We start from the raw sequence: 16,115 nt of genomic DNA, 5'->3' as shown, positions 1-16,115 counted from the left end.
GCTACCTGAAAACTATTTGGGCGAAACACGGTAGGTGTGTGGCGCAGCCACGTACGCAGATAGGGAGGTTCAAGCAACGCTTGTTAAGGCATAGCTTCAACATCAGTTAAAATAACCGTATCATTTTTCAGGTAGCCTGCCGAGGAAAACATGATGGAAGAACCCAAACAAAATCAGCACAACAACCCCACCGCCAAACCGCCGTATTCGTGGCGGGTGCTGATTATTTACAGCCTGTTCGGCTCGCCTTTGGGATCGGTATTGCTGCTGCTCGGCCTCGGTTTAACCGACCCTCATCCGGAGCAGGCTTTCCGGCTGATTCCCATCGCCGTTTTGCTCGGCTACATGGCGGGCGGCATCCCCGCCACCCTCACCGGATTGCTGGCCATGCTGCTGCGCCTGAAGCGCAACCTGCCTGGCATCGCTGCCGTCACGGCCATCGGCGCGCTGCTGTCGGGCATGTGTTGGTTAGTGATGGACATATTCAGCGGATTGGCCTTTACCGCCAGCGGCGCGGCAGCGGCTTTCGTGTTGTCGGCATGCCTGCCCAAGCCGGCGGAATAATTTTTCAGGTAGCCTTTGCCTGCGTTGAGGCTACCTGAAAATTTCGCCGCGCAGCAACTCCGCTTCGGCTTCGCCCAAACATTTTTAACTTCGTTGAAGCTCACGCTTTCAGGTAGCCTATAATCCGCCCGTTTCCCTTCCCGCAAACTATTTTCACGGATTCCCTATGCCCGCCGATATGCTCACCCAAGCCCGCCGTTTTTCCCTTTGGCTGTCGCGCCAGCTCGACAGCGGCCAACTCGATACCGCGCGTTTGCAGCCCCTGCTCGAAGCGCCCTTGCGCCCGCAGGATTTTGCCGGCTTCGCGCCGTGGGCCAGCATCGCCGCAGCGGCAGACGAAGCCGAGCTGGCGCGGCAGCTGCGCCTGTTGCGCCGCTATGTGCTGGCGCAGATTATGGTGCGCGATTTGTGCGGCGCCGCGCCGCTGGCGGAGGTAACCGAATCGATCACCCGCCTGGCCGATTTCGCCGTGAACACCGCGCTCGCTTTCGCCGAGGCGCACTACGCCGCGCTCTACGGCACGCCCATCGGGCGCTATAGCGGCGCGGCGCAGCATTTGAGCGTGGTGGCCATGGGCAAGGCCGGCGGCTTCGAGCTGAATGTGTCGTCCGACATCGATTTGATTTTCGTCTATCCCGAAGCGGGCGAAACCGACGGCCGGCGCAGCCGCAGCAATCAGGAGTTTTTCACCAAGGTGGGGCAGAAGCTGATTGCGCTCTTAAACGACATCACCGCCGACGGCCAGGTGTTTCGCGTGGATATGCGCCTGCGGCCGGATGGCGACAGCGGCGCGCTGGTGCTCAGCGAAACCGCGCTGGAGCAATATCTGATTGTGCAGGGGCGCGAGTGGGAGCGCTATGCCTGGTGCAAAGGCCGCGTGATCACGCCTTATGAAAACGGCATCCGCAGCGTGGTGCAGCCCTTCGTGTTCCGCAAATATCTGGATTACAGCGCCTACGAAGCCCTGCGCGGCCTGCACCGCCAAATCCGCAGCGAAGTGAGCAAAAAGGGCATGCAGGGCAACATCAAGCTCGGCGCCGGCGGCATCCGCGAAGTGGAGTTTGTGGCGCAGATTTTCCAAATGATACGCGGCGGGCAAAACCGCAGCCTCCAGCTCAAAGGCACACAGGAAACGCTCGCCGCGCTGGCCGAAGCCGGCATCCTCGCGCCCGAAGCCGCCGCGCGCCTGCTCGAAGCCTACCGCTTCCTGCGCCGCCTCGAACACCGCCTGCAATACTGGGACGACCAGCAAACCCAAACCCTGCCAGAAAGCCCCGAGCAGCAAGCCCTGCTGGCCGAAAGCATGGGCTTTGCCAGCTACGAAGTCTTTTCAGGTAGCCTCAACGAACACCGCAGCCATGTGGCCGAACAGTTCAACCACATCCTCAGCAGCCCCGAAGAAGCCGAAAGCGCCGCCGGGCAGCCGCTCGACGAGCTGTGGCAGGGCGAAGCCGATGCCGCCGAATGGGCGGGCGAGCTGGCCGGCCTCGGCTTCGAGCACGCCCAAGCCGCTGCCGAAAGGCTGGCGCAAATCCGCAGCAGCAGCCGCTATCGGCATTTGTCCGTGCGCGGCCAGCAGCGTTTCGATGCCGTGCTGCCGCGCGTGATTGCCGCCGCCGCCGAAAGCAGCCGCCCCGCCGACGCCCTGCCGCGCCTGCTCGACTTCCTCGACAGCATCAGCCGCCGCTCCGCCTATCTCGCCTTTTTGCAGAAATACCCCGCCGCCTTAAAGCAAGTGGCCGAGCTGATGGCGCAAAGCCCCTGGCTGGCCGAATATTTGCAGCAACACCCCGTGCTGCTCGACGAATTATTGTCGGCCCAGCTCATGGAGCGCCCCAACTGGCCGCAATTCATCGGCGCGCTTTCAGGTAGCCTGCAAGCCGCCGGCGACCCCGAAGCCAAAATGGACGTGCTGCGCCGCTTCAAACACGCGCAAACCTTCCGGCTGACCGTGCAGGATTTGGCCGGGCTCTGGCCGCTCGAAGCCCTCAGCGACCAGCTCTCCTACCTGGCCGACATCCTGCTCGAGCACACCCTGCAACACGTATGGCAGGCCATGCCCAAAGTGCACCGCCCCATGCCGCAATTCGCCATCATCGGCTACGGCAAGCTCGGCGGCAAAGAGCTGGCCTATGCCTCCGATTTGGATTTGGTGTATCTGTATGACGACAGCGCGCCCGAAGCCGCCGACGTATACAGCAAATTCGCCCGCCGCCTCACCACCTGGCTCTCCGGCAGCACCGGCGCCGGCACGCTCTACCAAACCGATCTGCGCCTGCGCCCCAACGGCGACAGCGGCTTCCAAGCCCACAGCCTCGAAGCCTTCGCCAAATACCAGCACGAAAACGCCTGGATTTGGGAGCACCAAGCCTTAAGCCGCGCCCGCTTCGTGGCCGGCAGCCCCGAAGTGGGGCGCAAATTTGAAGCCATCCGCCGCCAAATTCTCAGCCTGCCGCGCGACGAAGCGCAACTGCGCCAAGAAGTGGCCGACATGCGCAACAAAATGCTGCCCACCCACCCCGCGCACGAAAGCAACGTGAAATACGCGCGCGGCGGCGTGGTGGACGTGGAATTCATCGTGCAATTCTGGGTGCTGCTCCACGCCCGCCGCTATCCCGAGCTTTTGGAAAACTACGGCAACATCGCCCTGCTCGACATAGCCGCCCGCCGCGGCCTGGTGAGCCCCGAAGCCGCCGCGCGCACCGCCGCCGCCTACCGCCACTACCGCCAAGTGCAGCACCGCCAGCAGCTCCACGGCGCCGGCGCCGTGCAGGTGGATGCCGCCCTGCTCGCGCATTATGCCCAAGTGGCCGAACTGTGGCAGACCGTATTCGGCGAAGCCATCCGCTAGGGCAGGCAAGGAAAAGGCTACCTGAAAAATGTCCGCTTGGCAGAACTTTGCTGCGCGGCATTTTAACTTCGTTGGAGCTCACGCTTTCAGGTAGCCTTTTGGGTTTGGCTTGGCGAGGTAGGGTGTGTGGCGCCAGCCATGCACGCGGATAGGGAATTTCAACAACGCGTGCGTGCGTTCCGCACACACTCTACACTTGCTTGCTGTGCTGGCTGCGGCTAATCCAAGCCACTCGCTGATTGGCGCGAGGCTGGCAAAAGGCTACCTGAAAAAGTTTTCAGGTAGCCTTTTGGGTTTGGGCTTACGGCTGGGAAGAGGCAGCGGGTTCGCTGGCTCGAGGCGGCGGGATTAAAACTTTACTCGCAAAAATAACTGTTTTCTGTTCATACGAATTTTCATCAGGGCAGCGTATCCCCCTGCCCCAAGGGTTTGGATTCTGCTCAAATTTGGAATAGCCTAATTCTGGCACAAAGGCATACATGGTTTTCTCAGCCATCAATTCATTGGTTTGGGTGTCAATCACCTTGATGGTTGTTCCCGCTATCCAATGTTTGCGGTTTTCCCAAGAAACATCGTTTTCGTAGGTAACAGCATAACGGGCGCGGGGATGGGGATTAGGCTGTTTATCCATAACCCAATTTCGATCTTCTCTTCGCGTACTGTAACGAATAATTGAGCCGTCTTTTTGTATAACATCAATATAAGCATACCTTGGTAACCCACTTGTAGCCCAAAGAAAAAACTCCTCAATATATGCCTCACGATCAAATTCACTCTCCACCGCCGCATCCTCCCACATCTGGTCTTTCCGCGGGTTGTAGAAGCTGTCTTGGTATTTCTCCCCCTCCCCGCGCACTTTCAGCAGCAGGATGCCGTCCACATTGTCTGCGGTGCGGTAGATCTTCTCGCCGGCGTTTTGGCACAGTTGGTCGAAGCGGGCTTTGGCAGGGTCGTAGCGTTTGCGCCATTTGGCTTCAGCCGCTTCGGCTTCCTGCCTCTCCTGCATTTTTTCTACCTGCCCTACCGCATAAAGCAGCCCGGCCACAACTAGCCCAGGCAGAAATATTAACTGCGGATTTTTATTAAATAATTTGGGGTTTATCTGATAACAGGCAAAACTCACGGCCACGATCAGCAATATTATCCCGCCCCAATGAAGCAGGTTATAAACAAAGAGGAAATCCTGTTCAGTAAACATGAATATTTGATTTACCTAAAATTAATGATAAATCCTACCTGAAAACGGCGTGCGAGCATAGCCCGGGCAAGATTGCTGCGCCGCCAAACCGCCCGCCGCCCAGCGCCAATCCAACCACGCTGCCGTCGGCTGAAGGCGAAAAGGCTACCTGAAAAACCGCAAACCGTTTTTCAGGTAGCCTTTTGCTGTGCCAAGCATCCGGGCTTATAAGCCGAACACACCCGTATCGCCCGCGCCCTGGCGGATGAGCTCGGTGCCGTTGGTCATGTCGATCACCGTGGTGGGCTCGGTGCCGCACCAGCCGCCGTCTATCACCAAATCCACGGCGTGCTCGAGGCGGTCGCGGATTTCGTAGGGGTCGGTTTGCGGCTCGGTGTCGCCGGGCAGCATCAGGGTGCAGGAGAGCATGGGCTCGCCCAGCTCGGCCAAGAGCGCGAGGGCGATGTGGTTATCCGGCACGCGCAGGCCGATGGTTTTGCGCTTGGGGTGCAGGGTGCGGTTGGGCACTTCTTTGGTAGCGGGCAGGATGAAGGTGTAGGCGCCCGGGGTGGCGGCTTTGAGCTGCCGGAATTGGCTGTTGTCCACCTTGGCATAGGTACCCAGCTCGCTGAGGTCGGCACACATCAGGGTGAGGTGGTGGCGCAAGTCGATCTGGCGGATGGCGAGGATGCGCTCCATCGCTTCTTTGTTGCCCATCTGGCAGCCGAGCGCGTAGCAGGAATCGGTGGGATACACGATAACGCCGCCCTGGCGCACGATTTCGGCGGCCTGCTTCACCAGCCGCTCTTGCGGGTTTTCAGGGTGGATTGCGAAAAACTGTGCCATGGCGGCCTCCTGCAAATCGGTGGGTGCGAAAGGGCGTATTTTAATCCTTCGGCGGGCGGCTTGTCTTGCTTTTGCGCGGGCGGGAGGCTACCTGGAAAGAACACGCCCCTGCGCTTGGGGCACGCTTCACGCCGGCGGTGTTTTTTAACCGCGCTGAAGCTGTAGCGAATCAAATTGGCTTTCGATACTAGGCAGCGAGCCGCAGGCAATACAGGAGTACGGCAAGGCGAGCTAACGCCGTAGCGAAAGTTAAGTTGGTTCGCTATAACGCTTTCAGGCAGCTTTTAAAATCCATTTACCTGTTTAAACCCAAGCCAACGGCAGGCTACCTGCCGCTTGCTATAATCTGCCCGCATGAACGAACGCCACACCCATACCATGTTTGAAAAAACCGCCCGTTTCCTCCTCCCCGCCCTGCTGCTGGCCGCCTTCGGCATCAGCGCCGCCACCGAAACCCCCAGCACCGAGCCCAAAGCGCCCGCCGATATCGCCTACCTCTGCCAGCTGCCCAACGGCCAAAGCGTGCGCACCGCCCTGCCGCAAGGCCGCTGCCGCCCCGTCCGCGCCAGCAGCCAATATGCCGAAGCCGCCGCTTCCGCGCCCGCCGCAGCCGACGCCGTGGCCATCCCCAACGGCCGCCCCGCCAAAGAGCAGGCCGACAACGGCGAGCTGCCCGCCGTGTGGCAGGAAGCCGTGGCCGCCGCCAGCGATGTGCAGCTCGCCCAGCCCGTGCCGATGCGCGTTACCCTGCGCCAGCAGCCCGTGCGAGCCGCCGCCATCCGCCCCGCGCCCGTGATGGCCGCCGCCAAACCGCTCACTCCCAAACAAATCATCACCCGCGACATCCAACGCGAAGAGCGCGCCCTCGCCCAGGCCGAACGCGAGCTGGCCAACGCCCGCCGCCACAACCAGGCCGACCGCGCCGGCAACCTGCAAATCCAAATCGCCGACCGCCGCTCCGGCCTGCATTCGCTGCGGCAGGAATTGCGCCGGCATCAATAATCCGGCTTGTCTGCCCATTCAAACTATCCGTTTTCAGGTAGCCTTTCCACAGCAAAAGGCTACCTGAAAATCTTTCGCCCCCGGCCACACAGTTGCACGCCGCCCGAGAACATGGCAGGCTACCTGAAAAATCTTTCCGAGGATCAACCATGTTTCAGGTAGCCCCTTCTTTTACCCGCCGGAGATGCGCATGAGCCGCCAAACCATCATTATCATCGGCGGCAGCGGCTTCATCGGCCGCGCGCTGGCCGCTTCCTATCAGGCAAGCGGAGACCGTGTGCTCATCGTGAGCCGCGATCCCGCCCGCGCCCGCCAAGCAGACCCGCGCTTCGAATACATCGCCGCGCTGCACCACCTCTACGAAACCATCCGCCCCGACGTGCTCGTCAACCTGGCCGGCGCTTCCATAGGCGAAGGCCGCTGGACGCCCGAACGCAAACAAGCGCTGCTGCACAGCCGCCTGCAAGCCCTGCGCGCGCTGGCCGGCTGGCTGCCCAAGCATCCGCAGCCACCGCGCCTTATCATCCAAGCCTCCGCCGTGGGCTACTATGGCTACGGCAGCGCCCAAGGCTGGCCGCCCTGCACCGAAGCCAGCCCGCCGCAGAAGGTGTTTGTGTCGCAGCTGTGCCAGCAATGGGAAGCGGCTTCGCGGCAATTGCAGCAGAGCAGCGGCATCCCCGTGGCCGTGTGCCGCTTCGGCGTGGTGCTGGGCGAAGGCGGCGGCATCTTGCCGCGGCTGCTCCAGCTCGTGCGCTGGTGTGCCGGCAAAATCGGCAGCGGGCGGCAGCCTATGGCGTGGATTCATTTGGGCGACGCGGTGGCCGCCATCCGCTTTTTGGCCGGGCAACAACACAGCGGCTGGCAGGCCTACAACCTCACCGCGCCCGAGCCCGCCAGCCAGCTCGATTTCGCCCGCGCCGCCGCCAAACGGCTGCACCGCCCGCTGCTGTTCCCCATTCCCGAAAAGCCCTTGCGCCTGATGCTGGGCGAGCAGGCCGATTTGCTGCTCGACGGGCAGCAGGTGCTGCCGCAAGCCTTGTTGCAGCAGGGTTTCCGCTTCTGTTTCACCAATATCGGCAGCGCACTGGACGACCTGCTGGGCTAGGCTTGCCCGATTCAATCGTTAGCCGCCTTAAAATCAGGTAAAATAGCGCTTTCCGTTTCCCTTTCCCGAAAGCCCGAACATGACCCAATCCCTCAGCTACCGCGATGCCGGTGTCGATATCGATGCGGGCGACCAACTGGTCGAAAACATCAAACCCTTTGCCAAGCGCACCCTGCGCCCCGAAGTGTTGGGCGGCTTGGGCGGCTTCGGCGCGCTGGTGGAAATCAGCAAGAAGTATCAAAACCCCGTGCTGGTGAGCGGCACCGACGGCGTGGGCACCAAGCTGAAACTGGCATTTGAATGGGATATTCACCACACTGTGGGCATCGACCTGGTGGCCATGAGCGTGAACGACATCCTGGTGCAGGGAGCAGAACCGCTGTTTTTCCTCGACTATTTCGCCTGCGGCAAGCTCGACGTGGCGCGCGCCACCGATGTGATTAAAGGCATCGCCGCGGGCTGCGAACAATCCGGCTGCGCCCTGATTGGCGGCGAAACGGCCGAAATGCCCGGCATGTATCCCGAAGGCGAATATGATTTGGCCGGTTTCGCCGTGGGTGTGGTGGAAAAAAGCAAAGTCATCAACGGCCGCAGCATCCGGCCCGGCGACGTAGTGCTCGGCCTTGCCTCTAACGGCGCGCACTCCAACGGCTATTCCCTCATCCGCAAAATCATCGAACGCAGCAATCCCGATTTGGATGCCGAGTTCGACGGCGGCAAAACCCTACGCCAAGCCGTTATCGCCCCCACCCGCCTGTATGTGAAACCGATTTTGGCCGCGCTGGAAAAATTTGAAATCAAAGGCATGGCACACATTACCGGCGGTGGCCTCACCGAAAATATCCCGCGCGTACTGCCTGAAAACTGCGTGGCGCAAATCGACGCTCACTCCTGGCCGCTGCCCAAGCTGTTCCAATGGCTGCAACAGGCCGGCAACGTGGGGCAACAGGAAATGTACCGCACCTTCAACTGCGGCATCGGCATGGCCGTTATCGTGCCTGCCGAGCAGGCTGATGCAGCGCAGGCCTTCCTCGCCGAACAAGGCGAAACCGTATACCTCCTGGGCATAATCCGCGAACGCGCGGGAAGCGAACATCAAACGCAGGTGGCATAAATAGTTTCAGGTAGCCTATTTGTTAGGATGGATAGGCTACCTGAAAAATCCAAGCATCTCTTATTTATTATGATTAACAAGGGGAAGCAATGGGCGTCTATCGCTGCAACCATTGTAAACAGCTAGGGGAACATTCTGTACAAGAAGGAGCCATATGCCAAAAATGTGGGCAGCCCGTTACCGTTTACGATACCGTGTATTTCATCAGTCAGTTGATTAACCGCTACGCTGCTGTTATGCGCGAACTAAATGCGTTGAAAGAGCAGGAAAGCGAACAGGCCTCTGATTCAGTCAATGAATCCACACAATCAAGTGATACCAATCCGCTGCATGGTATTAAATTGTCTGATACCGAGGTTCTAAGTACGGCACAACAGCATTTCGGATTGGCACAATGGTTCGCCGACAAACAAATTGCCCCAAATTTTGACTATTCTGCTGTAGATATGAGTGGCTATTACGATGAGGCTGCTGAGCGTATCGGGCAGCATTACAACGTATTCAAAGACATTATCAGCAGAATTACTTGGTCATACCGCAACAGCCATAGTGGGCTGAATGTGGATTTGAAGAAATATTCGCAAAAAGAAGCACAGCAAATTAACAACATCTGCCGCGAGTTTTATAGCCATACTCTGTTTTCCCGTTATTCTTACCAGAAGCAGGATAAGCTCATTCACTTAAAGTTACAAAGTGCCTCACCTATCCGCCAATTTTTTAGCGGTGAATGGCTGGAATGGTACGCGCTCGGGCAGATATTAAAAGAAGCCAAACAACGGGGGAAAACTTATTCTTTCTCTTGCGCCAGAAGCTTGGAAATTCGTTTCGCGAATGAAGACCTGCATGAACTGGATGTCGTTTTTCTGCCTGCTGGCAGGCAGCCTTTGGTAATCGAATGCAAAACCGGTGAATACCGTCGTGATTTGGATAAATACCTTACCCTACGTAAACGGCTGAATATTCCTGCCGAAAACTTTATCTTACTGGTTACCGACATAGACGAAGCACAGGCTAAGGCTTTCAGCAGTATGTATGAATTAACATTTCTGACCCTGCCCATGCTACCTGAGCACATTAAGATGCTAATGTAGGCAGAAGTACAAAAAACCATTTCTACCAATTAACAAATAAAGGCAACAACATTATGGCAAAAAATATCGTAGTAATCGGCGCGCAATGGGGCGACGAAGGCAAAGGCAAAATCGTAGACTGGCTAGCTGAAGAATGCGCCGGCGTGGTGCGTTTCCAAGGTGGCCACAATGCCGGGCACACGTTGGTGGTGAACGGCAAGAAAACCGTGCTGCGCCTCATCCCCAGCGGCATCCTGCATGAAAACCTGCATTGCTACATCGGCTCCGGCGTGGTGGTCTCCCCCGAAGCCCTGCTCAGCGAAATTGATGAGCTCACCGCCGCCAGCGTAAAAAACGTGGCTGGCCGCCTGCACATCGCCCCCACCTGCCCCATGATCCTGCCCTACCACGTGGCGCTCGACCACGCCCGCGAAGCCTCCAAAGGCGCTGGCAAAATCGGCACTACCGGCCGCGGCATCGGCCCGGCTTATGAAGACAAGGTATCCCGCCGCGCCATCCGTTTGGGCGATTTAGCCGATGCCAAACTGTTGGCCAACAAACTGCGCGCCAATCTCGAAGTGTACAACGTGCAGCTGCAGCATCTGCACGGCGCCGAGCCCGTGCAGTTTGATGATGTGATGGCCAAAATCAACGCCTTCAAAGAACGTATTCTACCGATGCTCGCCGATGTGTCGCGCAGCCTGCATGACACCATCCAGCGTGGTGAACGCCTGCTGTTTGAAGGGGCACAAGGCACGCTGCTGGATATCGACTACGGCACTTATCCCTTTGTTACCTCGTCCAACTGTTTGGCAGGTGCCGCTTCCGCTGGTGCAGGCGTACCGCCTCAGGCATTGGATTATGTGCTCGGGATCGTGAAAGCCTACACCACTCGTGTCGGCTCCGGCCCCTTCCCCACCGAACTGTTTGACGACACCGGCAAAGGTCTGGCCGAACGCGGCAATGAATTCGGCTCGGTAACCGGTCGCGCCCGCCGCTGCGGCTGGTTTGATGCTGCCGCCCTCAAACGCGCCATCCAAATCAACGGCATCAGCGGCCTGTGCATCACTAAGCTCGATGTGATGGACGGCATCCCCGAGATCAAAATCTGCACCGGCTACACCCTGCCCGACGGCAGCACCACCGACATCCTGCCCTTCGGCAGCGACGCCGTGGCCGGCTGCACCCCCATCTACGAAACCCTGCCCGGCTGGAGCGAATCCACCTTCGGCGTGCAAAGCTTCGACGCCTTGCCGGCCAACGCCAAAGGCTACCTGAAACGCATCGCCGAAGTGTGCGGCGCCCCCATCGCCATCGTTTCCACCGGCCCCGACCGCGTGGAAACCATCGTGCTGCAACACCCGTTTGCCGCCTAAGCCGCCGCACGAAAAGGCTACCTGAAAATCCCGGCTTCGCAGAAACTTTGCCGTGCCCTGTTCCCACTGCGTTGCAGCCTTTTTCAGGTAGCCTTCCGCTTGCCCGGCTTGCAAGGGCGAGCGGAGCTTGGCACGGCAAGACGGCCGCCCTCAGCGCCCGTGCAGGCCGCATGGCAACCGTTGCCCCAACGCCCAAGCACCAAAAGGCTACCTGAAAACGCAAGCTTCAACGCAATTCAAACCACCCCAAGGAACCCTCATGACGCAACAACACACGCCCCCGCCGCCCCGCCCGCATTCCCCCGCCGCCGCCTTCGGCGCGGAATGGCGGCGCTGGCGTATGCCCTTGATTTGCGGCCTGCTCGGCGGCGTGCTGCCCTTGGCTGCGTATTTGCTGCTCGCGGGCAAAGCGGCGGGCGGCGGGCTGCTGCCCCGCCTGCTGCTGTGGGGCTTCCTCTACGGCGCCGTGCCGGGCGCGCTCACCGGCCTGGCCGTGTCGCAGCTCGGATTGCGGCGCAACAAAAAAGGCGCGGCAGCCATGACGCTGATCGGCGCGGCCATTGCGGCGGCCTTCGGCACATTTGTGGTGCTGGTGGATTGGCCGCAGGTCGATATGCAGATGCGGCTGCTGGCGGTGGCGGCATTTGCCGGCTGCGGCGCGGCGGCAGCCTTGGTGCTATCGCGGTTTCTGCCCAAGGCGTGAGCGGGCGGGCGGCGGGTTTTTCGGCTGTGCAAAACATCGTGGCAGCGAAAGCCGCTTTGCTCATTTTCAGGTAGCCTCTTCTGAGCAAAGGCTACCTGAAAATAGCCAACACCGATGCAACAAACCGGCTGCGCAGCAACAGCATGGGCGGGCTGCCGTTTATATCTTGAGTTGAGTGTTTGTTCCAGCTGCGGCTCACTTGAATTTTATCGGGATTTTTGGTATACACGGCCAGCAGTCTGATCGTGTTTTCATTAGAAATATCCCAACCCTGAAAGAGGTATCCAAAATGCGTGTTTCCCAATCTGCCCTTGTTGTGTTGTCTGCTTTGGCCCTGCTCGCCGCCTGCCAAAAAGATCCCGAGCCCACCCCGCCGCCGCAGGCGCAAGAACAAGCCCCCAACCCCAATCCCGCGCCGCCTGCCCCCGAGCCCGCTTCCAGCACCAGCCTAATCCGCGAGCCGGCCGCCCCGCAGCAGCAGCAAGACCCGGCAGCAAATGCCATCCAGTCCAAACCGTTTGGCGAAGGAGGCACGCTGGCTTTAACCAAAGTGAAGGTGGTCGGCCAGATTCTGAATGTGGAATTTATGTATATTCCGCCCAAAAATGAAAGCGGCAATTATAAATTCACTAATGAGCATTCTGGCAAGGTTGCCGATTTTGCCTATATCGACGAAAGCACCAGCAAACGCATCAGCCTGCTGCAAGACGAAAGCGGCAAATACATGACCGACCCTACCCCCGGCGTGAGCAATACAATAAGTCTCACAGGCAGTTCGCCCAAAATCATCGCGCTGAAATTCCCCGCCCCGGCCGCCACCACGCCCACCATCACCATCGATTTCCCCGGTGCGGGCTCGTTTGATTCGGTGCCGGTGAGCCGCTGATTTCCACCCGGCGGCATATGGGCGGCCTAGCGCCGCCCCGCCGCCCCTGAAGGAGCTTGCTTTATGAAAACATTGCGTTTCCTTGCCTGTGTGGCGGCCGTTTCCGCCCTGTGCGCCTGCGGGCAGGAGCCTACTCCCGCCGACCAGCAATCGCAGCAGGAGCAAACCCTTGCCGCCAGCGCGGCCGATTTGCAGCAACCCGCGCCCGCCGCCGCTTCTGAGCAGGCATCGCCCGCCTCTTCTGCCGCAGCCGCCTCTTCTGCCCTGTCGGCGCAGGGCAGCGGCCTATCTTCTCAAGGCAGCGGCTTATCTTCCCAGGGCAGCGGCCTCTCGGCGCAAGGCAGCGGTTTGAGCGGCACCGAAACCGGGTTTAACATCGAAATCAATCTATCTTCCGATGTGCTGTTTGATTTCGACAAGGCCGATCTCAAGCCCGAAGCCGATGCCGAGCTGCAAAAAGCCGCCGAAGTGATCCGCCGCAAAGGCCAAGGGCTGATTCTGATCACCGGCCATACCGACAGCAAAGGCTCCGATGCCTACAACCAGCGTTTGTCTCTGGCACGAGCTCAGGCGGTGAAAAGCTGGTTTGAAGCACAAGGTCTGCACCAGAACTACCAAATCGAAGGCCTCGGCGCCACGCGCCCCATCGCGCCCAACACCCACCCCGACGGCAGCGACAATCCGGAAGGCCGTGCCCAAAACCGCCGCGTGGAGATTATTGTGAACAAAACCACGCAGCTGGGGAGCTAGGTTTCCGCTCTAGTTTGGAAAGAAAGAGGCCGTTTGAAAGCAGCAAAATCTGTTTTCAAACGGCCTGTTTTATCGGCTTCCGCTATTAAGGCTTATAGCGGGTATGGTAGCCCGGGTTTTCTTCGGGGCGCAGCTGGTTGGGGAACTGGCGGTCGGTGGTAATATCCACCGCGGTTTGCTGAATCAGCTTATATACTTCGTATGGTTTTTCAATCGCATACAGGGCATTGCGGTTGCCGAAGCGTATCGTGCCGCGCTTAAACAAGGCTTCCAGCACGCCCACATACACCCGCAAATTATGCACTTCCGGCAGCTCCAGGCTGGCAATATCCAGCCCGATCACGCCGGCGGTGAAATAGAGGCGCTTGTCGGTGAGCGCGTAATCGATGCGGTACCAGTTAAAAAAGCGGTAGATTGGCGAAAATATCGCATACCACACCGGCGCCATATGCAACAGCACAAAGAGGTTGGCATGCGGAAACATCCCGTGCGAGGCGGCGTTGAACTTAGTGATGAAAAACAGGTCGAACAGCCCCCAGCACAGGGCGAAAGGGTAAATCAGCGGGTTGCCCATCACATACAGCAGGCGGTGCGGCTTGCCCTGCCACAGGATGTTTTCGTTTGGGTCGGTGAATTCTTTCAGCATTTGCCCCTCCAGACGGTTCATGAAACGGGATGATTGTACCATCAAACAATATATTCAAATTTATCACGTTTCCCCCGGCGGCTGCAGAACGGTTTGCGGAGGCCGCATGATTTTTCAGGTAGCCTTTCCCGCAGCCTTCAGCCCTGAAGAGGCTACCTGAAAACGGCCAACACCATTCCGGCCAAACCGGTTCGCAGGTACAATCCGCGGGCAAAACAGCCGCAGCCTGAAAGCCCAGCCTGCCGCACACCACAAGGAAACCCCATGAAACAATACCTGCTTGCCTTCGCCGCCGTGCTGTCCGCCCATGCCTATGCCCAAAACCCGACACAAGGGCCGTTACAAACCAACCCGGCATTATGCGGCTATGGCTACAATCCGAATTGCTCACCCAATCAAAGCGCAAGCAAACCTGCCCCCGACTTCTCCCGCCGCACCGATTATTATGCCGCCATCGCCGTCAATGCCCAAACCGGCGCATGGGGCTGGTCTACCGGCTTTTTCGGCCAAGAAGCCGCGCAGGCTGACGCCGTGATGAACTGCGAACAATCCGGCCGGGGCGGATGCCGCGCCGCTGCCTTCCAGCGCAACGGCTGCCTCGCCATGGCCTCCTCGCCCAACCCAACCGGCGGCGCAAATTTCCACTTCTCCGCTTCCGGCGTGTGCGGCAGGGTGGAGCAGGAAGCCCTGAACCGCTGCCGCCACAGCGGCGCAGCCAGCTGCAAACTCGACATCCGCCAGCTCAATGCCCGCCACCAATATTATCTGCACCCATAACGGACACGCCCAAAAACCGCCAACCAGATGATTACACAGCCTTTCTTTTTCAGGTAGCCTCTCCCATCCGCCAGTCTGTTTGCAGATTACCTGCCAACCGCATGGGGAACTTCAAATATGAAAATCAAGCCCGAAGACGGCAGCATCATTCTGCCCGGCGGCCACGCCATCACAGCGCACACCACTTTGGATAACTGGCTTGCCCTGTTTCCCGAATCCTGCCCGCATCATCCGCAGGCCGGGATCACCTCTTTCGGCGTGTCGTTTACCGAGCAATCCACACAATATGCCCTTACCGCTTGGTTCGAGCAGCAGCGGCTGGCCAGGCTATCCCTATTTTTCTGCCCGATAGGCAAAGACACGGGCTGGGAGGCATGGTCGGAGGCGCACGAATGGCAGCGCAGAAAGCAGTTTGAGCAATGGCTGGATCGGCAGCTGGGCGATACTCCGTGCACCATTCACCCATCGGCAGCAGGGCAATGCCGCCGCTTTACATGGGGCGACGCAGGGGCGTATTACCACCCGCAAGACGGCGGCGCACGGATTGTCGTCAATTATTGCCGATAGGCCTTTTCCAGCGGCCTCCAGCCCAAAAGGCTACCTGAAAGCGTCAGCTTCAACGCAGTTAAAACGAAGTTAAACCGCCCCGCCTGCGCCCTCCCCGTTTCCCAACCGGCGCAGGCGTGGCACAATCTGCTTTCCCCGATTTTTCAGGTAGCCTCACTAATAGGCGAAAATTTGAGATTACAATGGCACAAAATAGGCGCAATAGGGGCTCAGCCAAGCCGGCATATGACTGGGGATTTCCCGCAGTTTGTCTAGCACTCGGTCCTCCGCTGGGGCTGTTCTTTTTGATGTGTGTGATTGGTTGGAGCATTGATGGCAGCCATACTTCAGGGCTGTTGATAACATTAATGTTTTTCCCTCTCGCCGTACCATTCAGCTATATTTACGGCGGCCTGCCTGCTTTATTGGTTGGGGTATTGATCATGATTTTGAATTTGCAGCGAAATTGGCTCGGCATATGTATTATGGTCATCCTTGGCACATTAAGCACGACCCTAGTTTGCTTTTTTTCATTAAGTGCAACAGGCGACGACATATGGATATTCATCAAATGCGGCGTGGCAGTTTCCCTAGTTTTATCAGCTTTCCTGCCTAGGCCAAGATGAAGCCGCCTAAGTTAGCCTTTCTTATTTTTCAGGTAGCCTCAACCGGAGCAGGCTGCCTTCTACACAAGGAACCCCA

At 58.8% G+C, this 16,115-nt stretch carries 16 protein-coding genes; 13 read left to right on the top strand and 3 right to left on the bottom strand.

Annotated features, from left to right (window positions below; translation table 11 throughout):
* The first annotated feature begins 150 nt into the window (after window positions 1-150).
* Both A7P95_RS02755 and glnE read left to right on the top strand, forming a co-directional pair.
* A complete protein-coding gene (locus tag A7P95_RS02755; RefSeq protein WP_156503476.1) occupies window positions 151-564 on the top strand; it encodes a hypothetical protein in 414 nt (137 codons plus the stop codon).
* A gap of 166 nt (window positions 565-730) precedes the next feature.
* Window positions 731-3,415 carry a bifunctional [glutamate--ammonia ligase]-adenylyl-L-tyrosine phosphorylase/[glutamate--ammonia-ligase] adenylyltransferase gene (glnE, locus tag A7P95_RS02750; protein ID WP_067590809.1) on the top strand — a complete coding sequence of 895 codons (2,685 nt, stop codon included), beginning with the start codon at window positions 731-733 and terminating at the stop codon, window positions 3,413-3,415.
* 301 nt (window positions 3,416-3,716) lie between these two features.
* Here the strand turns inward: glnE and A7P95_RS02745 are convergent, their stop codons facing one another.
* Window positions 3,717-4,613, bottom strand: coding sequence for a hypothetical protein (locus A7P95_RS02745; protein WP_067590806.1), 897 nt, complete (start codon window positions 4,611-4,613; stop codon window positions 3,717-3,719).
* A 204-nt stretch (window positions 4,614-4,817) separates the two neighbouring features.
* A complete protein-coding gene (locus tag A7P95_RS02740) occupies window positions 4,818-5,438 on the bottom strand; it encodes an L-threonylcarbamoyladenylate synthase (RefSeq protein WP_067590804.1) in 621 nt (206 codons plus the stop codon).
* A 354-nt stretch (window positions 5,439-5,792) separates the two neighbouring features.
* On the opposite strand from A7P95_RS02740, the gene A7P95_RS02735 reads away from it, so the two are divergent.
* The 8 genes from A7P95_RS02735 to A7P95_RS02700 all read left to right on the top strand — a co-directional run bounded on the left by A7P95_RS02735 (window position 5,793) and on the right by A7P95_RS02700 (window position 13,444).
* Window positions 5,793-6,440 carry a hypothetical protein gene (locus A7P95_RS02735; RefSeq protein WP_067590801.1) on the top strand — a complete coding sequence of 216 codons (648 nt, stop codon included), beginning with the start codon at window positions 5,793-5,795 and terminating at the stop codon, window positions 6,438-6,440.
* 190 nt (window positions 6,441-6,630) lie between these two features.
* The gene (locus A7P95_RS02730) at window positions 6,631-7,545 is read left to right on the top strand and encodes a TIGR01777 family oxidoreductase (RefSeq protein WP_082890707.1); all 915 of its coding nucleotides are present in this window, start codon (window positions 6,631-6,633) and stop codon (window positions 7,543-7,545) included.
* A gap of 79 nt (window positions 7,546-7,624) precedes the next feature.
* Window positions 7,625-8,659 carry a phosphoribosylformylglycinamidine cyclo-ligase gene (purM, locus tag A7P95_RS02725; RefSeq protein ID WP_067590795.1) on the top strand — a complete coding sequence of 345 codons (1,035 nt, stop codon included), beginning with the start codon at window positions 7,625-7,627 and terminating at the stop codon, window positions 8,657-8,659.
* Between the two features lie 89 nt (window positions 8,660-8,748).
* The gene (locus tag A7P95_RS02720; RefSeq protein ID WP_067590791.1) at window positions 8,749-9,750 is read left to right on the top strand and encodes a hypothetical protein; all 1,002 of its coding nucleotides are present in this window, start codon (window positions 8,749-8,751) and stop codon (window positions 9,748-9,750) included.
* 53 nt (window positions 9,751-9,803) lie between these two features.
* Entirely contained in the window at window positions 9,804-11,105 is a 1,302-nt protein-coding gene (locus tag A7P95_RS02715) for an adenylosuccinate synthase (RefSeq protein WP_067590788.1), read from the top strand.
* A gap of 259 nt (window positions 11,106-11,364) precedes the next feature.
* Window positions 11,365-11,808, top strand: a complete 444-nt coding sequence (locus A7P95_RS02710; protein WP_067590785.1) for a hypothetical protein — start codon at window positions 11,365-11,367, stop codon at window positions 11,806-11,808.
* 289 nt (window positions 11,809-12,097) lie between these two features.
* The gene (locus tag A7P95_RS02705) at window positions 12,098-12,694 is read left to right on the top strand and encodes a phosphoribosylglycinamide synthetase (protein ID WP_067590782.1); all 597 of its coding nucleotides are present in this window, start codon (window positions 12,098-12,100) and stop codon (window positions 12,692-12,694) included.
* 63 nt (window positions 12,695-12,757) lie between these two features.
* Window positions 12,758-13,444 (top strand): OmpA family protein, encoded by a 687-nt coding sequence (locus A7P95_RS02700; RefSeq protein ID WP_082890697.1) that lies wholly within the window; start codon window positions 12,758-12,760, stop codon window positions 13,442-13,444.
* An 85-nt stretch (window positions 13,445-13,529) separates the two neighbouring features.
* Here A7P95_RS02700 and A7P95_RS02695 read toward each other — a convergent pair whose 3' ends face one another.
* On the bottom strand, window positions 13,530-14,090 hold the full coding sequence (locus tag A7P95_RS02695; protein ID WP_067590779.1) for a PH domain-containing protein: 561 nt from the start codon (window positions 14,088-14,090) through the stop codon (window positions 13,530-13,532).
* Between the two features lie 264 nt (window positions 14,091-14,354).
* On the opposite strand from A7P95_RS02695, the gene A7P95_RS02690 reads away from it, so the two are divergent.
* From A7P95_RS02690 to A7P95_RS11470, 3 genes are all read left to right on the top strand, one after another.
* Window positions 14,355-14,867: a DUF4189 domain-containing protein gene (locus tag A7P95_RS02690; protein ID WP_067590777.1), complete on the top strand. Its 513-nt coding sequence runs from the start codon at window positions 14,355-14,357 to the stop codon at window positions 14,865-14,867.
* 117 nt (window positions 14,868-14,984) lie between these two features.
* Window positions 14,985-15,434, top strand: coding sequence for a hypothetical protein (locus A7P95_RS02685; protein WP_067590774.1), 450 nt, complete (start codon window positions 14,985-14,987; stop codon window positions 15,432-15,434).
* Window positions 15,435-15,550: 116 nt separating this feature from the next.
* Window positions 15,551-16,039 carry a hypothetical protein gene (locus A7P95_RS11470; protein WP_156503475.1) on the top strand — a complete coding sequence of 163 codons (489 nt, stop codon included), beginning with the start codon at window positions 15,551-15,553 and terminating at the stop codon, window positions 16,037-16,039.
* Window positions 16,040-16,115: the final 76 nt, after the last annotated feature.

The organism is Eikenella longinqua (assembly GCF_001648355.1).
Lineage (GTDB): Bacteria > Pseudomonadota > Gammaproteobacteria > Burkholderiales > Neisseriaceae > Eikenella > Eikenella longinqua.
This window is presented reverse-complemented; position numbering and strand designations above follow the sequence as displayed.

Coding starts and splice junctions, on each gene's coding strand:
- A7P95_RS02740 (WP_067590804.1), bottom strand. CDS start 5,438: ATGGCACAGTTTTTCGCAATCCACCCTGAAAACCCGCAAGAGCGGCTG.
- purM (WP_067590795.1), top strand. CDS start 7,625: ATGACCCAATCCCTCAGCTACCGCGATGCCGGTGTCGATATCGATGCG.
- A7P95_RS02715 (WP_067590788.1), top strand. CDS start 9,804: ATGGCAAAAAATATCGTAGTAATCGGCGCGCAATGGGGCGACGAAGGC.
- A7P95_RS02755 (WP_156503476.1), top strand. CDS start 151: ATGATGGAAGAACCCAAACAAAATCAGCACAACAACCCCACCGCCAAA.
- A7P95_RS02695 (WP_067590779.1), bottom strand. CDS start 14,090: ATGCTGAAAGAATTCACCGACCCAAACGAAAACATCCTGTGGCAGGGC.
- A7P95_RS02700 (WP_082890697.1), top strand. CDS start 12,758: ATGAAAACATTGCGTTTCCTTGCCTGTGTGGCGGCCGTTTCCGCCCTG.
- A7P95_RS02735 (WP_067590801.1), top strand. CDS start 5,793: ATGAACGAACGCCACACCCATACCATGTTTGAAAAAACCGCCCGTTTC.
- A7P95_RS02685 (WP_067590774.1), top strand. CDS start 14,985: ATGAAAATCAAGCCCGAAGACGGCAGCATCATTCTGCCCGGCGGCCAC.
- A7P95_RS02720 (WP_067590791.1), top strand. CDS start 8,749: ATGGGCGTCTATCGCTGCAACCATTGTAAACAGCTAGGGGAACATTCT.
- A7P95_RS02690 (WP_067590777.1), top strand. CDS start 14,355: ATGAAACAATACCTGCTTGCCTTCGCCGCCGTGCTGTCCGCCCATGCC.
- A7P95_RS02730 (WP_082890707.1), top strand. CDS start 6,631: ATGAGCCGCCAAACCATCATTATCATCGGCGGCAGCGGCTTCATCGGC.
- glnE (WP_067590809.1), top strand. CDS start 731: ATGCCCGCCGATATGCTCACCCAAGCCCGCCGTTTTTCCCTTTGGCTG.
- A7P95_RS02710 (WP_067590785.1), top strand. CDS start 11,365: ATGACGCAACAACACACGCCCCCGCCGCCCCGCCCGCATTCCCCCGCC.
- A7P95_RS02745 (WP_067590806.1), bottom strand. CDS start 4,613: ATGTTTACTGAACAGGATTTCCTCTTTGTTTATAACCTGCTTCATTGG.
- A7P95_RS02705 (WP_067590782.1), top strand. CDS start 12,098: ATGCGTGTTTCCCAATCTGCCCTTGTTGTGTTGTCTGCTTTGGCCCTG.